Raw genomic sequence first — 17022 nt, 5'->3', positions numbered from 1 at the left:
CCCCGCCGGGCGTTTTGCATTGCGGCCATTGCAAAAACCATGAGGCAGAATCTGCGCCAATTTCGTTCGCGCACAGGACCCCTGCCATTCCCTCCAGCCTCGCCTTCTTCGAACTGACCACCGTGGCCGGCGAGAGCGTCGTCACGTCGCTGGCCTTTCCCGGGATGGCGTGGCTCGGCAGCAGCGCGCAGGCGATGGCGCGGCGCATGACGCAGGCGGTGCAGTCGCACCTGATCGACAAGGGCCGCTACCTCGAGGCCGTGCAGATCAACGATCCGCAGGCCTTCGAGCGGCACGAGATCGAGGTCGACATTCCCGGCGGCCGCGACCCGCTGCTGCAACCCGCGCGCCGCTGCCGCCACATTGCCTTCCTTTCCACCGGCCCCGCCAACACGCCCTGCATCGGCTACGTGCCCGCGCTCGGCATCGTCACCCTCGCCGAGGCCGAGCGCCTGCGCGACGCGGTGGTCGAGGCGGTGGTGCTGGAGCATCGCCGCAGCGGCCGGCAGGCCGACGTGCGGCGGCAGGTGGCGGCGCAGTGGTTCGAGCAGGTCGAGCTGGCGCAGCTGCCGCTCGACCTCGTGTTCCACAGCGCCGAGGCGCTGCGCCGCCTGAAGAACGAGCGCGCCGAGCCGTTGCTGCCCGCGGTGGCCAACGAGATGAGCACGGGGACGCGCACGGCCATCGGCCTCGCCGAGCCGCTGAAGGCCATGGGCCGCGCCGCGGAAGGGCGCTTTGCGCGCAGCGTGCTGGTCATCGGCGCCGAGAGCAGCGGCAAGACGGCGCTCATGCACCAGTACGCGCGCGAGCGCCGCGACCGCGCCGCCGGCGTGCCGTGGGAGACCAGCGCGGCGCGGCTCATCCAGGGCCTCACGCGCGACGGCAGCTGGCAGCAGGCGCTGACCGCGCTGTGCCGCGAATTGGCCGAGCGCAACGTGGCGCTGTACGTGGGCCACCTGTCGGAGCTGTTCGAGGTGGGCCAGTACCAGGGCAACAGCGTCAGCCTGGGCGACGCGCTGCGCGAGCCGCTGGCGCGCGGCCAGCTGATGCTGCTGGCCGAGGCCACGCCCGCCGAGCTGTCGACCATCGACCTGCGCAGCCCCGGCTTCTCGGCGCTGTTCCAGGCCGTGCGCCTGCCCGAGCAGCCCGAGGCGGAGCAGGAGCGCACGATGCTCGCCGCCGTGGCCGCGCTGGCGGCCGAGCACCGCGTGGCGGTGTCGCCCGAGGCGGTGTCGGAGCTCATTGCGCTGCAGCGCCGCTTCTCGCCTTACTCGGGCTTTCCGGGCAAGGGCATCCGCTTCTTCGAGGAACTGATCCTGCATGTGCGCGGCCAGCCGGGCGCGGTGATCGGCCGCGACGACGCGATCGCCGCGTTCTGCGCCGAGACCGGCATGCCGCGGCGCATGCTCGACGCGCGCCTGCCGCTGTCGCTCGACGAGGTCGACGGCTTCTTCCGCCGCCGCCTGTTCGGCCAGCCCGACGCGCTCTCGGTGGTCACCAACCTGCTGGTCGCCACCAAGGCCGGCCTGGCGCGCAGCGGCAAGCCGATTGCGTCGATGCTGCTGATCGGCCCCACGGGCGTGGGCAAGACCGAGACGGCCAAGGCGCTGGCCGAGTTCATGTTCGGCGACGCGCGCCGCATGATCCGCATCGACATGAGCGAGTACGCCGACCCGGTGGCGGTGCTGCGCCTGCTCGGCGACCTGGGCGGCGACGAGGGCGTGCTGATCGGCGCGGTGCGGCGCCAGCCGTTCTCGGTGGTGCTGTTCGACGAGCTCGAGAAGGCGCACCCCAGCTTCTTCGACCTGCTGCTGCAGGTGCTGGGCGAGGGCCGGCTGACCGGCGGCGACGGGCTCACGGCCAACTTCTGCGGCAGCTTCGTGGTGATGACCTCGAACCTCGGCGCCGAGGTGATGCAGCGCACGCCGATGGGCCTGGGCGCGCAGCGCGGCGACCCGCGCAGCCATTTCGAGCAGGCGGTGCAGCAGGCCTTCCGGCCCGAGCTTTTCAACCGCATCGACCACATCGTGCCGTTCGCCACGCTGTCGGCCGCCGAGCGCGCGCCGATCTTCGGGCGCGAGATGGCGCTGATGCGCCAGCGCGAAGGCCTGCTCGAGCGCAGCGCCGAGCTGACGCTCGACGCCGGCGTGGCCGCGCACCTGGCCACGCTGCCCGGCGACGTGCGCTACGGCGCGCGCGACGTGCAGCGCGTGCTGCGCCGCGAGCTGCTGCTGCCGCTGGCGCATGCGCTGTCGCCGCATGCGTACGTGACGCCGCTGGCGGTGAAGGTGGGCGCCGGCGCCAGCGCGGGCCAGGCGCTGGACGTGCGCACCGAGCTGCTGCAGCGCGCGGTCGACAACACGCCGCTGCTCACGGCCGACGCGCTGGCCGAGGCGCGCCGCCACTGGCAGCGCGTGACCGAAGGCCCGCTGTACGTGAACCTGGTGAACCAGCTGTTCCGCCTCGACCATGAGCGCCGCCGCCACGAGAAGAAGCGCCAGCGCGCGCCGCAGCTACCGCACTGGGACGGCACGGCGCACGCCGCCCGCGCGCGCGAACTCGCCGCCGTGCAGCAGCAGGCGCAGGGCCTGTTCGCCGAAATCATCGAGCTGGAAGGACAGGCCCTGCTGGCGCTGGTCGGCGAGGCCGACGCGCCGCCCGACCTGGCGGCATGGCGCACGCGCTTCAGCGACTTCAAGCAGCGCGCATTCCACGTGGTGCGGCCCGACAGCAGCGTGTGCACCGTCGGGCTGTACGCCGCGCCGGCGCTGGTGGCCACGCTGCATGCCGCGTGGAGCGGGCTGGCCACGCTCGCGGGTTTCGAGCTCCGTTCGCAGGTGGTGCGGCTGGGCGACGAGCCCCACAAGCCGTCGCCGCGCACGGCCGAGGCGGAAGAAGCCGCGGCCGAAAAGAAGCGTGAGGACAAACGCGAAGACAAGCGCGACGAAGAGACAGCGCCCAGCCCGTACCTGAAGTTCCCCTGGCCGCAGACCTCGAGCCGCAAGAGCCTGGTCGTCGGCTTCGAGATCGAGCTGAAAGGCCCGGCGGTGTTCGACTACTTCCGCCGCGAAAGCGGCGTGTGGCGCATCTGGGAAGGCGACCGCAAGTCGGACGCCTGGGTCTCCGTGCGCAACACCCCGCTGTCGGGCTTCGAGACGCCCGCCAACGTGCACCGCCAGCATTTCTTCGACAGCCGGCCGGTGCACCGGCTGCTCAAGCAGGGCGTGCTGAGCGACCCGCACGCCGACTGGCGCAGCCCGTTCCCCGACGAGCCCGCCTGGAAGCGCCTGCTCGACAGCCAGTTCGACGCGCTCATGGACCGCATGCTGCTCGGGGAGGACGACTGATGAGCCGCCAGGGCAGCTTGCGCGTTCCGGTCTTCGTCACGCACCGCAAGGAAGCGGGCTTCCGGCTGCGCTGCCTGTTCCTGCCCAAGATCGAGGCCACGGCCGTGCGCTACGAGGCGGCATTGAACAAGCTGCGCCAGGCCGTGGTGCGCCACTTCCAGGGCACGCGCAGTTCGCGCACCACGCTCGACGAGCGCCTGTGGCTGGGCTTTGCGCCCGAGCTGCGCTTCGAGCTCGTGCCGCTGGGCTTCGACAGCGGCCGCCGCTGGGTCGAGGGCGCGTTCGCGGCCGCGCATTTCAGCGTGGCCGGGCGGCGCTATGCCTGCCTGCCGCAGCTCGACGGCATGGTGGCCGACTTGGGCGAATCGCAGCTCGACAAGGTCCAGCGCACCGAGCGCCTGGTGGCCGCCCTGCAAGCCTGGTTCCGCGACAAGCGCAAGGACCTGGGCGATGCGTTCGACCCGCAGCGCTACCTCGCCGCGCCGAACGACGAGCTCGGCGAGCTCGAGCTCTCGCTGCACCTGGCGCACGGCCCCTTTCCGTTCGAGAGCGACCACGACCGGCGCAGCGCGCTGCGCGACGACGGCATCGGCGACGGCCCGAGCGAGATGGCGCGCGCCGCGCTCGACCTGAACGACCTGTACCCCGACGCGCTCACGCGGGCGATCCTGCGCGACGACATGGTCGAGGAACTGGGCCGCGCCATCTACCGCACCGGCAGCGGCAGCAGCGGTGACGGTGGTGCCGGGGCGATCGTGCTCGTGGGCCCGCGCGGCGCCGGCAAGACGGCGTTGGTGCACGGCGCACTGCGCCGCTACATCGACAGCGAAACCGGCCGCGACCGCGAGCGCCTGCAGAAGACCTGGCACCTCGACCCGATGCGCGTGATCTCGGGCATGAGCGTCATCGGCCAGTGGCAGCGCCGCATGGCCGTGCTGCTGCAGCACCTGCAGTTCCGCCTGCGCGACGAGTTCCGCATCGCCAAGCCCGACCACCTGTACTGCGACAACCTGGTCGCGCTGCTGTCGATCGGCAAGAGCGCGCAGAACACGCTGACGCTGGCCGACGTGCTGCGCCCGCTGCTCGAGAAGCGCGCCTTCACCATGATCGGCGAGGCCACGCCCGAGGCATGGCAGAAGGTGCAGCAGCGCGACCGCCGCTTCGCCGATCTGTTCCGCGTGATCCGGGTGGAACCGCCGCCGCGCGCCACGGCCATCCGCATCGTCAACTGGCACCGCGCCGAGCTCGAGCAGCAGCACGCGTGCCGCATCGGCGCCGGCGCCGTGGCCGAGCTGCTGAAGATGGAGCGCCGCTTCGCCGCCGACGAGGTGCTGCCCGGCTCGGCGATCCGCCTGCTCGACCGGCTGGCCGTGCGCCATGCGCGCGGCGAGGTCGGCCGCGCGGAGGTGCTGGCCGCGTACACGGCCACGTACCACTTCCGCGAGAAGCTGTTCTCGCGCCAGGTCGGCCTGGCGCCGGCCGAGGCCGCGGCGCATTTCGCGGCGCGGCTCATCGGCCAACCCGAGGCGCGCGCGCAGCTGGTCGACGTGGTGGCGCTCGTGAAGTCGGGGCTGGCGGCGCCGGGCAAGCCGCTGTCGTCGCTGCTGTTCATCGGCCCGACCGGCGTCGGCAAGAGCGAGGCCGCCAAGCTGCTGGCCGACTTCCTGTTCGAGGACGAAGGCGGGCTGGTGCGCTTCGACATGAACGAGTACGTCGACGGCGACGCCGCCGGCCGGCTCATCGGCGATGCGCACCGGCCCGACGGCCAGCTCACCGCGGCCGTGCGCCAGCGCCGCGCCTGCGTGCTGCTGCTCGACGAGATCGAGAAGGCGCACCCCTCGGTGCACGACCTGCTGCTGCAGGTGCTCGGCGAAGGCCGGCTGACCGACGCGCTGGGCCGCACCACCGACTTCTCGCAGTGCGTGGTGGTGCTCACCTCGAACCTGGGCGCCGGTGCGGCGAGCCGCCACACCGGCTTCGTGCGGCAGGCGGCCGACGTGGCGCACACCTACCGCGAGGCGGTGGAGCGCTTCTTCCGGCCCGAATTCCTGAACCGCATCGACCAGGTGGTCGGCTTCACGCCGCTGTCGGCGCAAGACATCGCGGCCATCGCGCGGCTGCAGCTGGAGCGCGTGCTCGCGCGCGACGGCTTCGTGCGGCGGCTGACCTTCCTGAACGTGTCGGCCGAAGCGCTCGACCATCTCGCGCGCCTCGGCCACGACGAGGCGCTGGGCGCGCGCGCACTGAAGCGCGGCATCGAGCGCGCGCTGACGCGGCCGATCGCGCAGCGGCTGGCCGCGTCGCACAGCGGCCAGCCGATGCTGCTCGACGTGGCCTTCGACACGGCGCTCGGCGACGGCGGCCTTGCCACGCGCGCCACGCTGCTCGACTATGCCCGCCAGCGCACGGTCTTGCTGCCCGAGGACACGGGCGCGGCGGGCTACCGGCAGCTCGCGGCCACGGCCGACGCGCTGCACGAGCGGCTGCGCGCGCAGATCGACATCGGCCCGCCCGAGGCCGATGCGCTGGCGCTGCGCGCGCTGCAGGTGCGGCTCGACCCGCTGCGCGAAGTGCTCGCGCGGCGCAGCTGGGACCTGTCGGAGCGCCGCGCCGCGCCGGTGCGCGCGGTGAAGCAGCTGCCGCCGCGTGCGCGCGACTGGCGCTTCATGGGTCGCCCGATGACCGACATGCTGGCGGCGCAGCACGACATCCACGAACTCTTCGAGCAGCTGCTGGCGGGCTCGCAGCCGCTGCGCGGCGCCGACGCCGAACTGGTGCGCTGGCAGCTGGAAATCGACCAGCTCGCGCGCCGCGCCGACAGCCTCGCGCGGCACGGCATCGAGCGTGTGGGCCTGGAGATCGTGCCGCTGCAGACGGGCGCGGGCGAGCTCGCGGTGAAAGCCGCCTGGGCCGACTACGCCGCGCTGATCGCGCAGCTGGACGTGCACGAGCTGGCGTCGCCGCGCGCCGGCATGCGCTGCTTCGAAGGCGTCGGCCTGCGCGATGCCTTCGGCGGCGAGTGCGGCATCCACCTCTGGTACGTGGGCGACGACCGGCCGCTGCCGCTCGCCGTGCGGCTGCTGCCGATGGACGGTGAAGACAGCGAAGACAACGACGACAGCGGCACGGCGCCCGTGCTGCCCACCGAGATCGTGCGCCTGCGCCTGGAGCCCGCGCGCCCCGGCGACCACCGCCGCCTGACCGACCTGCGCTCCGGCCGGGTGCGCAAGTTCAACGGCCCGCTCAGCGAGGACGACTGGCGCCTGCTGCTGTGGGACGGCCGCGCCGCGCAAGACTGAGATATCGACACCCACGCATGGCCACGCTTTCGTACCCCCTCGTGTGCTGGCAGCTCGACGACACGTCCGTCTGCGGCATCCTGCTCGGCACCGACTACCAGGTGATCGAGCGCAGCGCGCGCCGCGTGAAGGCCGCGCTGGCCGAGACGCTGCAGCGTGAACGCGAGCGCGACGGCTACGTGCCCGAGCCCGACATCGACGACGCGCGGCTCAAGCTGGTGCACGTGTCGGTGAGCCTGGCGCACCGCACGGACAAGGGCAACTTCCCCGAGCCCCGCGCCACCGACTTCCACGTGGCCGCCGTGTTCGGCCAGAACGAGGAAGACGGCTACGCCAAGTGCTACCTGCCCTGGCTGGACCAGAGCTTCTACTACTACGACGACGCGCAGCTGCAGGTGCTGATCGAGCACTACACGCGCGAATGCCTGGACGGCGTCTCGCCCGAGGCGGCGCAGCGCTACCTGATGCCCTCGGCGCCGTGGCTCGACCAGATCGACGTGCGGCGCGACGACCGCGCGAGCAGCAGGCAGCAGGTGCCGCGCCACCTGCGCGAAACCTGCGAGCAGCTCCAGGCCGTGGCCGACCGCCTGCCCGAGACCGGCGCGCGCCGCGGCCTGCACGTGTTCCCCGAGGTGGCGTGGGAGCAGGGCGCGCTGGTCGACGAGATCGCCGCGCGGCTGGCGCGCCGCGGCAACCTGCTGCTGGTGGGCGAGCCGGGCGTGGGCAAGAGCGTGGTGATCCTGGAGGCGATCCGCAAGGCGCACCGGCTCACCACCGGGCACGACGCGCCGCCCACCTTCTGGCGCAGCCACGCCGAGCGCCTGATCGGCCGCGCCAAGTACCTGGGCGAATGGCAGGCGCTGTGCGACCAGACCGTGCAATGGCTGGACCTGGCCGACGGCCTGCTGTGGGTGACCGACTTCGTCAACCTGCTGCAGATCGGCGGCCAGAGCGCCGAGGACTCGATGGCCGCCTACCTGCTGCCCGCGCTGCGCCGCGGCACGCTGCGCCTGGTGGGCGAGGCCAACCCGAGCGAGCTGGAAACCGCGCGCCAGCGGCTGCCCGGCTTCATCGACTGCTTCGAGACGCTGCGCCTGCCCGAGATGGACAACCTGCGCGCGCGCCGCGTGCTCGAGCTGTTCGCGGGCCATGCGAAGGGTGCGCTGTCGGTCGACATCGAGCGCCAGGCGCTGGACACCGGCTACCGCCTGCTGCAGCGCTACGTGCGCTACGAGCGCTTCCCGGGCAAGGCGGTGCGCTTCTTCGGCGACTGCGTGCGCGAGGCGCTGGCGGCGCAGTCGGGCGTGGTGACGGAAACCGCGGCCATCGCGCATTTCGCGAAGAGCACCGGCCTGCCCGAAACCTTCCTGCGCGACGACCAGCCGCTGGACGAGGCGCAGGTGCATGCCTTCTTCGCGCAGAAGCTGTTCGGCCAGGACACGGCGGTCGGGCACCTGAAGGACGTGGTGTACCTGTTCAAGGCCGGCCTGAACGACCCGGCCAAGCCGATTGCCACGCTGCTGTTCGCGGGGCCGACCGGCGTCGGCAAGACGGCCGCGGCGAAGGCGCTGGCGCGCTACTTCTTCGGCGCCGGCGATACCCACGGGGCCGGCGGCCCGGGCGCCGCGGCCGACCCGCTGTTCCGCATCGACATGAGCGAGTTCCAGCACGCGTTCCAGATCGCGCGGCTCATCGGCACCGGCGCGCGGCCCGGCAAGCTGGTGGAGCATGTGCGGCAGCAGCCGTTCTCGGTGGTGCTGCTCGACGAGATCGAAAAGGCCGACCCGTCGGTGTTCGACCTGCTGCTCACGGTGCTCGACGAAGGCCGCCTGCGCGACAGCCGCGGGCGCATGACCGACTTCCGCAGCACGGTGATCGTGATGACCACCAACCTGGGCGTGCGCCACGGGGCGTCGCTGGGGTTCGCGCAGGAGACGCCGGAAGGCGGCGGCGACAGCACCATTCACGACATCCGGCAGTTCTTCCGGCCGGAGTTCTTCAACCGCATCGACCGGGTGGTGCCTTTTGCGCCGCTCACGCGCACGGCCATCGAGGCGATCGCGGTGCAGGAACTGCAGGCGATCGCGCAGCGCGAAGGGCTGGTTCGGCGCGGCGTGCGGCTGGCGTTCTCGCCGGCGCTGGTCGCGTTCGTCGCGGACAAGGGCTTCAGCCCGGCGTACGGGGCGCGGCCGCTGCAGCGCGCGGTCGAGCAGCTGGTGGTGGCCGCGGTGGCGCGAACGATGTTCGGGCCGGTGGCCGACGGCGCGCTGCTGGAGGTCGACATGCAGGACGGGGCCGTGGTGGTGCGGCCCGAGCCTGCAGGCTGACAGGCCAGTTACATGCTGGTCGCGACGTTCAGGTCGCGCGGCAGGCGCAGCGTGGTCGCGCGCGAACCTTCGGGGCAGGGGCCGTCGGAATAGGCGGCTTCGCCGGTCGGCGTGGCGCACTTGGTCACCTCGACGACGGCGGGCACGGCCTTGGCGTGCACGACGGCGGGCGGCGTGCCCAGCACGGCCGGCGCCGCAGCGCGCACAGCCGTGGCCTGCACCGGCGGCAGGGGCTCGAAGCGCTCCATCGGCGCCATCGGCGCGGCCGGCGCCTCGGCGACCGGCGGCGGGGCGAGCAGGGCCGCCGCGCGCGCGGCGCTCTCGCGCACCAGGCCCTGGAGCGTCACGTAGAACAGGAACATCGCCAGCAGCGCCACCGCCAGGCACAGCGGCCAGTAGCGCTCGGGCCCGGCGGCGGGTGCGGGTGCGGGGGCGGCAGCGACCCGGGTGTTCAGCGGCGCGGCCATGCCCAGCCTCCCGCCTGCAGTGCGCCCGCCAGCTTGGCGAGACCGCCGGTGCCGCTTGCCGCGCGGCCGATCAGCGCGCCGCCGGCCGCGCCGACCACGATGCGCGCCAGGAACGAGCGGCTGCGGCCCGCCGCCAGCAGCAGCAACACGCCCGCGCCCAGCACGGCGAGGTGCTCGCCGGGGTAGTCGGCGCGCGCCGCATCGACTTTCTTGAACTCGTTGATCGTCGTTTCGAGGGTCATGGCTGAAGCTCCTTGTGTGCGTTCGACCGTTCATATCCGCCGGCGCGATGCACAGATGTAGGCGTGCGCCATGCACGCCGGCGGAATCCGTCCCGAAAACACCGCAGACCAGGGCGCATCAGGGTTTGCCTGAGGGTTGTGAACAAAAGTAGCCAACACCCACGTCACATGGACGTCATGCGCTATGAAAACAATAGCATTCAACTTGAATCCGAAGATCGTTCCTCGTAAACGCTATATCTAGCCCGACTCTTGCTAAGCAAAATCCTCGTCGGATTTCACGTCACGCAAGATCGAGGACCACACAGCAATGAACCCTTCACGTCTCCGCCGGCCGCTGGCCGCGCTGGTTTTGGGCGGCACAGCAGCATTCCTCGGGGCCTTCACGTCGGCCCATGCGTTCTCCAACCCGCCCATCCAGGTGGCGCAGGGCATCGAATACATGTGCGGCGGCGCCGCGCGCGACGAGGCCGCCTTCATGGAAATGGTCTCGCCGCGCTGGGCCGCCACCATCGCCCTCGGCGTGAGCGACGGCAAGGGCGCGCAGCAGGGCGGCTTTCCGGCCCAGGCCGCGGTCGAGGTCCGCCAGAAATACACCGGCCAGGTGGTGATGGACGTGCAGACCAGATCGCCCTACATGCTCGCGCGCCTCAACCCGGGCGCCTACGACGTGAACGTGACGCTCGGCGGCCTCACGCTGACGCAGTCGCTGGTGGTGATCGCCGGCATGCCGGCACGGGCCTCTTTCGTCTGGCCGTCGAACTTCGACATGGCCTCGGTCACGCCGCCGCTGGCGCAGACGCTGGCGCAGACCTCGCCGCTGCGCTGAGCACGGGGGGCCTTCCGGCCCTCCCTGCGCTCCCGGCCCTCCGGGTACTCCGGTTCTTCGCGCAGCAGGTCAGCCTTTCCTAAGCCACGCGCCGCACAGTGGCACCGTGGCTTCTCGCCACGACGACCAGGAAAGGACCCAGACCATGACTTCCCCGCTCCCCCGTTCCCCATCGCGCATGCGCCCGCTGGCGGCCGCGGCCTTCTGCGGCGCCGTGCTGCTCGGCGCGCTGTCGGCGGTTGCTTCGGCGCAGGCCGCGGTGAACCCGCCGATCTTCATGTCGCACGGCATCGAGTACATGAGCGGCGGCATCGGCAGCGATGAAGCCCAGCTGATGGAAACGGTGTCGCCGCGCTGGCCCGCCACGCTCGAGTTCGCGGTCAAGGACAGCAAGGGCGCCGACTTTGCCGCCAACGTGCACGTGACGGTGCGCGACGGCAGCGGCACCGCGCTGATCGACAACGTGACCTCGGGCGGCCCGTTCATGGTCGCGCGGCTCGACCCGGGCAACTACGAAGTCGAGGCGCGCCTGGGCAACCAGGTGCTCAAGCAGCCGCTGCATGTGCTGCAGGGCGCGCCGTCCAAGGTCAGCTTCGTCTGGCCGGCGGGCACCGACATGGCTTCGGCCGGCACGCGGACGGTGCAGTAAAAGCCGCGCAGGCACGGCGCTGGCGCAAGTGGGCGCCGGCATCGTGTGGCGCAAACGTTTGGCCGGCGTACACTTCGAAGGCTTTTTCGGGTCGAAACGCCCGCTATCCGGGCGCGCTGCGCTATAGAAAAAATAGCGGTGCCGGCGCCTCCGGATGCCTTGAATGCACGGCATGCGCCTTGCAGGTGGTGTATCCCGGGCAGTGCCCGAACCCATTGCCCCCATGCCGATCCGTCCCCTGAGCGCCCTGACCGCGCTGTTGCACGTCTACATCGCGCTGCGCCTGCTGCCCGCGCTGGCCGTGCTCACGCCCGCGTGGCCGCTGGCGCTGCTGGCGCTCGCGGTGTCGGCATTCACCATTCCCTTGCCTTTCCTGGCGCGAAGCGGCGGCAAGTCGCCCGGCACCGCACTGAACTGGATCGGCCTGATCAGCATGGGCTGGTTCTCGTCGATGTTCGTGCTGACGCTGGTGCGCGACGCGGCGCTGGGCCTGACCTGGCTGGCCAGCGCCGCCGGCGGCGTGCAGGTGCAGTGGGCCAGCCTGAAGCCGTGGAGCGCGCTGGCGGTGCTGGCCATTGCCACGGCCACCTCGGCCATCGGCTTCCTCAATGCGCGCCGCACGGCCGGCGTGAAGCGCGTCGACGTGCCCATTCGCGGGCTGCCGCAAGCGCTCGAGGGCTTCACGATCGCGCAGCTCAGCGACATCCACGTGGGCCCGACCATCCGCAACAGCTACATCCAGCGCATCGTCGACGCGGTCAACCGCCTGGGCGCGGACGCGATCGCGATCACCGGCGACCTGGTCGACGGCACCGTGGCCGAGCTGCGCGAGCACATCGCGCCGCTGGCCGGCCTGCGCGCGCGGCACGGCACCTTCGTGGTCACCGGCAACCACGAGTACTACGCGGGCGCGCACGCCTGGATCGACGAGCTGCGCCGGCTCGGCCTGAAGGTGCTGCTCAACGAGCACGTGGTGCTGCAGACGCGCAACGTGCGCGGCGCGCAGACCGACGAGGAGCTGTTCGACAGCGCGCTGGTGCTGGCCGGCGTGACCGACTTCACCGCCGGGCATTTCGACGCCGCGCACGCCAGCGACCCGCACCTGGCGCTGCACGACGCGCCGCCACTGGTGCACACGCGCGTGCTGCTGGCGCACCAGCCGCGCAGCGCGCCGGTGGCCGCGGCGGCCGGCTACCAGCTGCAGCTGTCGGGCCACACGCACGGCGGCCAATTCTTTCCGTGGAACCTGTTCGTGCCGATGCAGCAGCCCTTCACGGCGGGGCTGCACCGCCTGCACGACATGTGGATCTATGTGAGCCGGGGCACCGGCTACTGGGGTCCGCCGAAGCGCTTCGGCGCGCCGTCGGAGATCACGCTGCTGACGCTGGTGCCCGCGAAGGGCTGAGCCAGCCTTCTTTCAGGACGCCAGTTCGGAGAGCCGACGCTCGTTCGACGTGGCCGCGGCGTGAATGGGCTCCAGGCCGTCGTGCGCGATGCGCGCCGCGATGTCCGGAAACCGGCTCGCGGCATCGACGGTGCCGGCGGCCGATTGCACGAAGGCGTCGCTGTTGGCGGCCGCCTGTGCCGGCGTGACGCTGCCCGCGAGCGAGAAGAAGGCCGTGGTGCTCTGCACCCATTGCTGCAGCACGCGGTTGGCCAGCGAAAGGTGGCTGCTGTGCCACTGCCGGGCCATCGCAAGGCCCGATTCGCTCGCGGCCGCGAGCTTTTCCTGGCCCATCAGCTGGAACTCCGCGAGATCGTCCGCGCTGGGCACGAGCCCGGCCTTGGCGATGCGCTCGGTCCGCATGCGGATCACCGAGCCGGAGGACAACAGCATCTCGTGGGTCTTGAGCGCCAGCTCGAACCACTGCGTGAGCGGGTCGGCCGGGCGGGCGGCGGAGGTAAGGGACGACATGTGGGGGGCTTGGTGAGGGGAACGAAGGGGAAGGCGGTCGGCCCACTATAGGCCTCCGAAGCCCAAATTGCTGCGCTGCAACAATTTCGATTCCACAATTTTTGCCAAAGAAGTCATGCGTGCGCCGTCAGCGCGGCGAAGCCACGGCGCGCAGCCGCCTGGCGCGCGCCTCGGCGACGCCGTAGCCGACGGTGGCCACCACCAGCGGCAGCAGGTAATACAGCCCGCGATAGGCCAGCAGCGCGGCCAGCAGCTGCGGCTCGGCCACCTGGTGCGCGAGCAGCGCCACGAACACCGCCTCGAGCACGCCGAGCCCCGCCGGCACGTGCGTGACCACGCCGGCCACCGCGGCCACCAGCAGCACCGCGAGCACGTGCACATAGCCGACCTGGCCTTGCAGCAGGAACCAGATGACCCCGCCGATCAGCGACCAGTTGGCGCACGACATCGCCAGCTGCAGCAGCGCCATCGGCAGGGTGGGTGTCTTGAACGCATGCCCGCGCACGCGCCACACGCGACCGCGCGCCGACGCGCACAGCACCACGTAGGCCAGCGCCACCGCGAGCAGCACCGCGCCGAGGATGCGCAGCCCCTCGTTGCCGATCTTCCAGGTCGGCGGCAGCGCGAGCGGCCAGAAGCAGAAGGCCGCGCCGGCCACCACCAGGTAGCCGAGCCAGTTGGTCAGCATGCTGAAGCCCAGCACGCGCGTGATGGTCTGGTTGCCCAGCCCCAGCCTTGAATAGAGCCGGTAGCGGAAGGCCACGCCGCCCACCAGCGAGCCCAGGTTGAGGTTGAAGGCGTAGCTGATGAAGGTGACGCCCATCACCGTGCCCGTGCCGAGGCGGTGCCGCGTGAGGTGGCGCCCCAGCAGGTCGTAGGTGCTGTACAGCGCGAAGCTGCACGCCACAAGCGCGCCGGCCGCGAGCAGGGTGGCGGCGGGCAGCGCCGCGATGGCGTCCAGCACCTCGTCCCAGTCGATGGTGCGCGCCTGGCGCACCAGCAGCCATGCAATGAGCGCGAAGAAGCCCCACACCAGCACGCGCCGCGCCCAGGGCCACCAGGTGTGGCGCGAGTGGCGGGACAGCGCGCTCACGCTCATGGCAGGCCCCTCAGGCAGCTTCCGTCTGCGTGGCGCCGCCGGTCGGGTTGCTCAGGCCGGTGTCGCGGCGGGTCGCGAGGTCGGTGGCTTCGGCCGGCGTGAGGCGCGGCACGTGGCGCGGCAGGCGCCCCAGCAGCGCCGGGTACCAGCGCATGGCGTGGAACACGAAGAAGCTGCGCACCAGCCGCCAGCCGCTCCATTCGCTCGCGAGGTCGGCCGCCTGCACCTGCTTGCAGCTGTGCTGCATCAGGTGGTCCATGCGCTCCCACAGCACGCTGTTGAAGGCGGCGTCGCGCACGACCACGTTCGACTCGAGGTTCAGCGACAGGCTCAGCGGGTCGAGGTTGCTCGAGCCCACGGTGCTCCACTTGTCGTCCATCAGCGCGACCTTGCCGTGCAGCGGCCGTTCGCAGTACTCGTAGATGCGCACGCCGGCGTGCAGCAGGTGGTGGTACAGCATGCTGGCGGCCGTCTTCACGATCGGCATGTCGGGCTCGCCCTGCAGGATGAGCCGCACGTCCACGCCGCGGCGCGCCGCGCGGCGCAGTTCCTTGATGAGCCGGTAGCCCGGAAAGAAGTACGCGTTGGCGATCACGATGCGCTCCTTGGCCGAGCGGATCGCCGCGCGGTAGTGGCGCTCGATGTCGTTGGTGTGGCGCCGGTTGTCGCGCGTGACGAACATCAGCTCGGCGTCGCCTTCGTGGCTCTGCTTCACCGGGGGCGCCAGCTTCAGCCGCCGCCGGAACCAGCCCGCGCCCTTGCCGCCGAGCGCGATGGCGCGCAGCACGAACTGGTGGATCTCGCCGACGATCGGGCCCGTGAGCTCGACCGCGTAGTCCTGCTTGGCCTTGGGGCCGAAGTCCATCAGGTGGTCGGCCGAGTAGTTGATGCCACCCACGAACGCGCGCTCGCCGTCGATCACCACGATCTTGCGGTGCATGCGGCGGAACACGTTGAGCCGCTGGCCCATGAAGCGCGCGCCGGGGTCGAACACACGCACCTTCACGCCCACCGAGGTCAGCCCTTCGATGAACTCGCGCGAGAGGTCGGGCGAGCCGAAGCCGTCGATCATCAGGTCGACCTTCACGCCGCGCTGCGCGGCCTCGCGCATGGCGGCATGCAGCTGCAGGCCGACCTTGTCCTCGAACAGGATGAAGGTCTCGACGATGGCTTCGCGCCGGGCTTGCCGGATGGCTTCGAACACGCGCGGGAAGAACTGCTCGCCGTTCTCCAGCAGCTCGATGCGGTTGCCACCGATCCAGTGGTTGTTGTTCATGGGATTCGCTCAGAGATCGATGTTGGCCACCAGGGGCGCGTGGTCGGACAGGTGCGACCACGGCCGCCGCGGCAGCACCACCGGCGCATGCACGCCGGCGTTGCGCACGTAGATGCGGTCGAGCGACAGCACCGGAAAGCGCGCGGGAAAAGTCTTGGCGGCGCGCCCGGTGGCATGCACGAACACCTCGCGCAGTGCGGCGCCTTTCTCCAGGATGTCGTGCGCGCGGCCGCGCCAGTCGTTGAAGTCGCCGGCCACGATGAGGGGCGCGTCGCCCGGCACCTCGTCGCGCACGATGTGGCACAGCAGCTCCAGCTGCTGCAGCCGGTGCGCCTCGGCCAGGCCGAGGTGCGCGCAGATCACGTGCACGTCGACCGGGCGGCCCGGCAGGCGCAGCACGCAATGCAGCAGGCCGCGCTTCTCGGGGCCGCTCACCGACACGTCGTGGTTGCGGAAATGCACGATCGGGAATTTCGACAGCACCGCGTTGCCGTGGTGGCCCTTGGGGTACACCGCGTTGCGCCCGTAGGCGAACTGCGGCCACATGGTGTCGGCCAGGAATTCGTAGTGCGGCGCCTCGGGCCAGTTGTCCACGCGGCGCGAGTGGCGCGCATGCGTGCCCAGCACTTCCTGCAGGAACACCACGTCGGCGCCCACGGTGCGCACGGCATCGCGCAGCTCCGGCAGGATGAACTTTCGGTTGAGCGCGGTAAAGCCTTTATGGGTGTTCACCGTCATGACCTTGAGCGAGGTCGTTCCGGGAAGCTCGGCGGCGGCAGACATGGGCGAAGAGGGCGAGGAAGACATCGTTGTTCTCGTTGTACGGCGCCCCGCGCATGCCGACTGTAGGAACGCGCCACCTTCTAGCGCCCCCTTCAGGCTTGGGCGGCGGGCTCCTACAGGCGGGCCTGCCGCACCCCCACAACGCGGCCAAACGGCGGCTCCTACGGTGGTTTCAGGGCCTGGAGAAAGCAGCCCGCGTTTTCATCCCGATTCCATCCATTCGATCCATCGATCTCGAGACAAGGCCACAAGGAGTACCCACCATGAAGCAAGCCACTTTTCACGCAGCCGTTCTCTCTGCACTGCTGGGCGCCGCCAGCCTCGCCACCGCGCAGACCACGTCCATTCCGGCCCAGCCCGATCCCTCGGTGGGCGGCCAGGCCAGCACGATGACGCCGGCCGGCGTGGCCAACCCGCCGCAGCGCCCCGACAACTCGATGCCCAACTCGCGCGAGGCCGTGAAGGCCGAGGCCCGCGCGCACAACCGCAGCAACGCGACCAACATGGTGCCCAAGGGCGAGGCCACCACCACGGTGAACCACCAGCCCAACGCCATGCCGCAGCCGACCGGCGAGATGTCGCGCGCCGAGGTGAGCCAGACCGGCCGCAAGGTGAAGCCGCAGTTCGGCCAGAAGGGCGAGCGCCCGGACATCGTGACGAACCCGACGGACAAGACGGGCACGCCGAAGTAACCCGCACGTTCCGCGCGTCCGGCACGTCCGGCAGCCACCAATGAAAAAACCCCGCCGCGCTTTCGCGCTGCGGGGTTTTTTATCAGCCGATCAGACG

Annotated in this window: 13 protein-coding genes; 7 read left to right on the top strand and 6 right to left on the bottom strand. The window is 71.1% G+C overall.

Features of this window, described 5'->3' with window-relative positions:
- Window positions 1-122: 122 nt before the first annotated feature.
- The 3 genes from BM013_RS17070 to BM013_RS17060 are packed head-to-tail and all read left to right on the top strand — an operon-like array spanning window position 123 to window position 8973.
- A complete protein-coding gene (locus BM013_RS17070; protein ID WP_093128827.1) occupies window positions 123-3347 on the top strand; it encodes an AAA family ATPase in 3225 nt (1074 codons plus the stop codon).
- Window positions 3347-6646, top strand: a complete 3300-nt coding sequence (locus BM013_RS17065; protein WP_093128826.1) for an AAA family ATPase — start codon at window positions 3347-3349, stop codon at window positions 6644-6646. Before BM013_RS17070 ends, BM013_RS17065 begins: the two co-directional genes overlap by 1 nt.
- 17 nt (window positions 6647-6663) lie before the next feature.
- Complete coding sequence (locus tag BM013_RS17060; protein WP_093128825.1) at window positions 6664-8973, top strand: AAA family ATPase; 2310 nt, start codon at window positions 6664-6666, stop codon at window positions 8971-8973.
- Window positions 8974-8981: 8 nt separating this feature from the next.
- Here the strand turns inward: BM013_RS17060 and BM013_RS17055 are convergent, their stop codons facing one another.
- Both BM013_RS17055 and BM013_RS17050 read right to left on the bottom strand, forming a co-directional pair.
- Window positions 8982-9440, bottom strand: a complete 459-nt coding sequence (locus BM013_RS17055; protein ID WP_093128824.1) for a hypothetical protein — start codon at window positions 9438-9440, stop codon at window positions 8982-8984.
- Complete coding sequence (locus BM013_RS17050; RefSeq protein WP_093128823.1) at window positions 9425-9682, bottom strand: hypothetical protein; 258 nt, start codon at window positions 9680-9682, stop codon at window positions 9425-9427. Before BM013_RS17050 ends, BM013_RS17055 begins: the two co-directional genes overlap by 16 nt.
- A 310-nt stretch (window positions 9683-9992) precedes the next feature.
- Here BM013_RS17050 and BM013_RS17045 point away from each other — a divergent pair, with 310 nt between their 5' ends.
- The 3 genes from BM013_RS17045 (at window position 9993) to BM013_RS17035 (ending at window position 12565) form a co-directional block, all read left to right on the top strand.
- Window positions 9993-10511, top strand: a complete 519-nt coding sequence (locus BM013_RS17045; RefSeq protein WP_093128822.1) for a hypothetical protein — start codon at window positions 9993-9995, stop codon at window positions 10509-10511.
- A gap of 145 nt (window positions 10512-10656) precedes the next feature.
- Window positions 10657-11160, top strand: a complete 504-nt coding sequence (locus tag BM013_RS17040; protein ID WP_093128821.1) for a hypothetical protein — start codon at window positions 10657-10659, stop codon at window positions 11158-11160.
- Between the two features lie 163 nt (window positions 11161-11323).
- Complete coding sequence (locus tag BM013_RS17035; protein WP_093128820.1) at window positions 11324-12565, top strand: metallophosphoesterase; 1242 nt, start codon at window positions 11324-11326, stop codon at window positions 12563-12565.
- A 12-nt stretch (window positions 12566-12577) separates the two neighbouring features.
- On the opposite strand, the gene BM013_RS17030 is transcribed toward BM013_RS17035, so the two are convergent.
- The 4 genes from BM013_RS17030 to BM013_RS17015 all read right to left on the bottom strand — a co-directional run bounded on the left by BM013_RS17030 (window position 12578) and on the right by BM013_RS17015 (window position 16257).
- The gene (locus tag BM013_RS17030; protein WP_093128819.1) at window positions 12578-13075 is read right to left on the bottom strand and encodes a polyhydroxyalkanoate granule-associated phasin; all 498 of its coding nucleotides are present in this window, start codon (window positions 13073-13075) and stop codon (window positions 12578-12580) included.
- 127 nt (window positions 13076-13202) lie between these two features.
- Entirely contained in the window at window positions 13203-14174 is a 972-nt protein-coding gene (locus BM013_RS17025; protein WP_093128818.1) for a lysylphosphatidylglycerol synthase domain-containing protein, read from the bottom strand.
- A gap of 10 nt (window positions 14175-14184) precedes the next feature.
- Entirely contained in the window at window positions 14185-15450 is a 1266-nt protein-coding gene (gene clsB / locus BM013_RS17020; protein WP_093128817.1) for a cardiolipin synthase ClsB, read from the bottom strand.
- Window positions 15451-15459: 9 nt separating this feature from the next.
- Window positions 15460-16257: an endonuclease/exonuclease/phosphatase family protein gene (locus tag BM013_RS17015; RefSeq protein ID WP_093128816.1), complete on the bottom strand. Its 798-nt coding sequence runs from the start codon at window positions 16255-16257 to the stop codon at window positions 15460-15462.
- A gap of 239 nt (window positions 16258-16496) precedes the next feature.
- On the opposite strand from BM013_RS17015, the gene BM013_RS17010 reads away from it, so the two are divergent.
- On the top strand, window positions 16497-16925 hold the full coding sequence (locus BM013_RS17010; RefSeq protein ID WP_093128815.1) for a serine/threonine protein kinase: 429 nt from the start codon (window positions 16497-16499) through the stop codon (window positions 16923-16925).
- Window positions 16926-17022: the final 97 nt, after the last annotated feature.

This window comes from Variovorax sp. OK605, assembly GCF_900115445.1.
Classification (GTDB): domain Bacteria; phylum Pseudomonadota; class Gammaproteobacteria; order Burkholderiales; family Burkholderiaceae_C; genus Variovorax.
Note: the sequence above shows the minus strand (reverse complement) of the source record. Positions and strands in the feature narration are given on the sequence as shown.

Bases quoted from the DNA above. Each gene is read 5' to 3' on its own strand.
- BM013_RS17065 (WP_093128826.1), top strand. From the start codon at position 3,347: ATGAGCCGCCAGGGCAGCTTGCGCGTTCCGGTCTTCGTCACGCACCGC.
- BM013_RS17060 (WP_093128825.1), top strand. From the start codon at position 6,664: ATGGCCACGCTTTCGTACCCCCTCGTGTGCTGGCAGCTCGACGACACG.
- BM013_RS17055 (WP_093128824.1), bottom strand. From the start codon at position 9,440: ATGGCCGCGCCGCTGAACACCCGGGTCGCTGCCGCCCCCGCACCCGCA.
- BM013_RS17050 (WP_093128823.1), bottom strand. From the start codon at position 9,682: ATGACCCTCGAAACGACGATCAACGAGTTCAAGAAAGTCGATGCGGCG.
- BM013_RS17045 (WP_093128822.1), top strand. From the start codon at position 9,993: ATGAACCCTTCACGTCTCCGCCGGCCGCTGGCCGCGCTGGTTTTGGGC.
- BM013_RS17040 (WP_093128821.1), top strand. From the start codon at position 10,657: ATGACTTCCCCGCTCCCCCGTTCCCCATCGCGCATGCGCCCGCTGGCG.
- BM013_RS17035 (WP_093128820.1), top strand. From the start codon at position 11,324: ATGCACGGCATGCGCCTTGCAGGTGGTGTATCCCGGGCAGTGCCCGAA.
- BM013_RS17030 (WP_093128819.1), bottom strand. From the start codon at position 13,075: ATGTCGTCCCTTACCTCCGCCGCCCGCCCGGCCGACCCGCTCACGCAG.
- BM013_RS17025 (WP_093128818.1), bottom strand. From the start codon at position 14,174: ATGAGCGTGAGCGCGCTGTCCCGCCACTCGCGCCACACCTGGTGGCCC.
- clsB (WP_093128817.1), bottom strand. From the start codon at position 15,450: ATGAACAACAACCACTGGATCGGTGGCAACCGCATCGAGCTGCTGGAG.
- BM013_RS17015 (WP_093128816.1), bottom strand. From the start codon at position 16,257: ATGTCTTCCTCGCCCTCTTCGCCCATGTCTGCCGCCGCCGAGCTTCCC.
- BM013_RS17010 (WP_093128815.1), top strand. From the start codon at position 16,497: ATGAAGCAAGCCACTTTTCACGCAGCCGTTCTCTCTGCACTGCTGGGC.